The 4,213-nt window shown below is 34.6% G+C and carries 5 protein-coding genes; 4 read left to right on the plus strand and 1 reads right to left on the minus strand.

Translation table 11 applies throughout. The features are described from left to right. The 4 genes from AB8B52_RS13520 to AB8B52_RS13535 form a co-directional block, all read left to right on the plus strand. On the plus strand, window positions 1-485 hold a 485-nt coding region (locus AB8B52_RS13520; RefSeq protein WP_406029002.1), incomplete at its 5' end, for a DUF5110 domain-containing protein. 36 nt (window positions 486-521) lie between these two features. Beyond that, the gene (locus tag AB8B52_RS13525) at window positions 522-1,913 is read left to right on the plus strand and encodes a sulfatase-like hydrolase/transferase (protein ID WP_406029004.1); all 1,392 of its coding nucleotides are present in this window, start codon (window positions 522-524) and stop codon (window positions 1,911-1,913) included. A 59-nt stretch (window positions 1,914-1,972) separates the two neighbouring features. Beyond that, window positions 1,973-2,266, plus strand: a complete 294-nt coding sequence (gene rhaM / locus AB8B52_RS13530; RefSeq protein ID WP_406029006.1) for an L-rhamnose mutarotase — start codon at window positions 1,973-1,975, stop codon at window positions 2,264-2,266. 40 nt (window positions 2,267-2,306) lie between these two features. Continuing rightward, a complete protein-coding gene (locus tag AB8B52_RS13535; RefSeq protein ID WP_406029008.1) occupies window positions 2,307-3,038 on the plus strand; it encodes a DUF6250 domain-containing protein in 732 nt (243 codons plus the stop codon). A 95-nt stretch (window positions 3,039-3,133) separates the two neighbouring features. Here AB8B52_RS13535 and AB8B52_RS13540 read toward each other — a convergent pair. Next, on the minus strand, window positions 3,134-4,213 hold a 1,080-nt coding region (locus AB8B52_RS13540; protein WP_406029010.1), incomplete at its 5' end, for a T9SS type A sorting domain-containing protein.

Consider the following 4,213-nt stretch of genomic DNA (forward strand, 5'->3'; position numbering starts at 1 on the left):
GGACAGATTATTGGACAGGCAAAATATATGAAGGAAAAAAGCACTATAGTGTTTTATGTCCTTTAGATGAGCTCCCAATATTTGTAAAAGAAGGCGCAATAATACCTATGCAAGACGTGGTACAGTATATTGGAGAAAAAGCCATTGACAATTTAAAATTAGAGATCTATCCAAATGCTTCAAATACCTTTGTTATTTATAATGATGATGGGAGAACGCTTAAGTATAAAAACGGAAATTATAATACAGCCAATACAAAATTAGAGGTAAATGATACAGAAGTTAGCTTTGTAATAGACCCAACGGTTGGAGATTTTAAACAAAACAACAGATATACGCTTAATTTTCACCTTTCTAAAAAGCCGCTTTCGGTAACTGTAAATAATGAAGACGTAAGTGCTAATACACGTTTTGAAAACAATATACTCTCTATAAGCCCAAAACAAGATAATGGTAAGCGTATAGAAATAAAAATTAAAAAGTAAGACGGTTTTTAGCAAACTAACTTTATAAAAACGGAGATGAAAAAATATAAACTTGAAATTGTTCAAACCATAGTATCATTGATTTTAGTTGTTGTTTTGGTTTTGGTTTCAACATCTTGTACATCAAAAAAAGAAAAGCTACCTGAGGTTGAAAACCCTAATATATTAGTCATTATTGCAGATGATGCAGGCTGGAATGATGTTGGGTATAATGGGTCCGAAATACAAACACCAAACATAGATTTTTTAGCAAATAATGGTGTGAAACTTAATCGGTTTTATGCTAACCCTACATGTTCACCATCAAGAGTGTCACTTTTAACGGGTATGCCAGCAAGTCGTATTGGTATTGTAGCACCTATAAGCGGTCGTAGTAATAAAACGTTATCTGATTCTATTACAACACTTCCACAAGCTTTAAAACAGAAAAACTACGAAACTGCACTTTTTGGAAAATGGCATTTAGGACTAAATATTGAAAACGGCCCTAATGCTTTTGGTTTTGATTATTCTTATGGTTTTCTGCACGGTCAGATAGATCAGTACACACACAAATATAAAAATGGTGATGCGAGTTGGTATAGAAATGACAAAATGCTGGAAGAAAAAGGGCATGCTACAGATCTTATAACTAAAGAAACCATAGAGTGGATCACAACCCAACACGATAAAAAGAAGCCCTTTTATATGCAACTAGCTTATAGTGCTCCTCATTTTCCATTGCAAGAAGAATACAAATGGAAAGCACCCTATTTAAGCACTATTAAGAATAGTTCTCGTAGAGATTTTGCTGCAGCTATGTCGCATATGGATGATGGTATAGGCCAAGTTTTAAAAACCTTGAATGAACAACAAATAGCAGATAATACTTTAGTTATTTTTATAAGTGATAATGGAGCTATGAAGCATTGGTACCCAAACACTCAATATAATGGAGAGCATGGGCCAAATGATGTTTTAGGAAGTAACTATCCATTAAAAGAATGGAAAGCATCTAACTATGATGGTGCTATACGAGTTCCGGCCATTATGTATTGGAAAGATAAATTAAAACCCGATGACAACCCTAATTTTATAGCTATAACCGATGTAATGCCAACCTTACTTTCGCTTATTGATGTTGTTGTTCCTAAAGATGTAGAAGGTGTAAATGTATGGCAAACCTTATTGCAGAAAGAAGTAGCGTCTAACCATGATATTTATGTGCGAGGCCACAAGCAAGAAAGTCTTATCCATAAGCCATGGAAAATTATAAGGCAGCGTCACAAGGATAATTCACCAGCAACATATCAGCTTTTTAATATCGTTGAAGATCCTACCGAACAAAATAATGTAATTGATAAGGATTCAATAATTTCAAACCAATTAAAGTTGCTCTTAAAAGCACAATTTGCTAAAGACGATAAATCGGTTAATAAAGACATATAATAAAACACATGGAGGCAATTTTAGACTCAAAGAATAACTATGTTATTAATGCTTTTAAAATGAAATTAATACCTGGCTTTAAAGACGAATATAAAAAGCGTCATGACGACATTTGGCCAGAATTGAGTACTTTGCTTAGCGATACAGGTATTAGTGACTATAGCATCTTTTTAGATGAAGAAACCTGCATTCTTTTTGCGGTTCAAAAAATTCATAAAGATTACGATACAAGCCAGTTGCCCAATCATCCGATTGTAAAAAAGTGGTGGGCATATATGGCAGATATTATGGAAACCAATCCGGACAATTCACCTGTTGAAAAGCCCCTAGAAGACATGTTTTATTTGCAATAGTCATTTAGTGTGTGCTACAACGATATCTATTATTAAGACCTTGAAAATTTTCATCAATTTAACTGCTGTTTTTATATTCAGTATGTTACTGTTTGGCTGTAAGGCCAATCACAACACTTCCCTAACCAAAGCATCCGATAAGGTGGTTAAAGGTTATCAATTAGACAAGCTTTTGTTTCAAGATGATTTTAATAACAATCTCTCGCAATGGACTATAGAAACAGAGCCATTACCCCATACAAGCGTAAGTATTAAAAACGAAAAATTGCGTATTGATGTTGCTGGGGGTGCTACCATTTGGTTAGCTGACAAGCTTAATGGAAATGTACTGATAACATACGACAGAACTGTGCTAATAGAAGATGGTGTTAATGATAGGTTATCGGATTTAAACCAATTTTGGATGGCAAATGATTCTGAAAACTCAGAATTTTTCACCAGAAATGGAATTTTTAAGCAGTACCATAATTTAAACCTGTATTATTTTGGTATTGGGGGCAATAGAAATACCACAACACGCTTTAGAAAATATCTAGGCAATGGCGAGCGGTTTTTAATAACAGATAGGCGTGAGCCTTCTTATGTATTAAAACCTAATCATACCTACCGCATTACAACTATCGTTTATAATGGCACTACTAAAGTATTTGTTGACGATAAGGAATACTTTTCTTATACAGATAACGCGCCATTAACAAACGGATATTTTGGCTTTAGAACCGTGTCTTCTAGGCAAGATATTGATAATTTTAGAGTCTATAGTTTAAAATAACTGTTGCGTTTTACAGTACTTGCTACAGTTATAAAAAAAAGCCTAATTTGAATAGATAATTCAAATTAGGCTTTTGTAATCGTAGTCTTAAAAAACTATTTAGCGATTATTATTTTGGTGTTAAAAGAACCATCTTCACCTCTTAAGGTTAATAAATAACTGCCAGATGATAAATTGTTTCTTTTTAAAGTGATAAAATTTTCACCTGAGTTATAGCTTTGTTTAGGAAGCTCAAAAACCTTAACGCCCATTAGGTTGTAAATCGTAACTTCTATTTTTGTAGATGTTTCTAGATTAAAATTCACCCTTGTTTCAGATGTAAATGGGTTTGGGTAATTTTTAAAATCACTTACAGTGCTTGTGTCAATTTCTGCTGTGCTTAAGGCAGCTAAATAGTCTGTGTAGCCAAGGTCTGGAGCGGATCCGTTAAAAGGAAACCCTATGTCAGCACCTGCATCAACCAGGTCGCTATTGGCTTCTAATTTCATAAAATCGGTATCTGGTAAACTTCCATCAGCTTGTCTCGGTGATGTTAATAAATTTATATCTAAACTTAAAAAGTCACTTGGTGTAACGGTAAGTGCAGTATTAGGGTCAAAATAATTATTGGTTAAGGTACATTCTGGAATATCTATATTGGTTAATTCTACTAAAGTAGCGCCTAAACCAACATTATTAGTTAAAACATGATTCCAGCCTGGACCAGTGATACTAATCCCCGAGCTACTTAAGGATTGCGCATTTGACATGTTGTAGTTTCTCTTATTTAAGTAAGCACTATTGTTGTACCAGTTATTGCCTTCTAAATGATGATTGGCATAAAATCCGCTTTGTTTGTTCCCGGCCGAAACACAAAACTGAACTGTGTTGGTTGGTATTGGGGAATAATTACTCAGAATAGTAAAATAAGGTGTGCCTCCAAGGCCATAGCCACCAATTTTAAAGCCATTTCCATCACCTCTGCTCACTAAGTTTGAAAAATTCCCTGTACTAGATGAGTAGCCATTGTAAAACGCCCAACAGTTTTCAAAAAGAGCAGGCTCACCAGAGTTAATGGCGTCAAAACCATCATCACTATTAAGCCAAGCTCTACAACCTCTAAAGATGTTTCCGGTATCCCCGTTTCTAACGTGGATGCCAAATCCGTCAACATTACCACCGTTAACGCCACCACC

The organism is Winogradskyella sp., from assembly GCF_045105575.1.
GTDB lineage: Bacteria > Bacteroidota > Bacteroidia > Flavobacteriales > Flavobacteriaceae > Winogradskyella.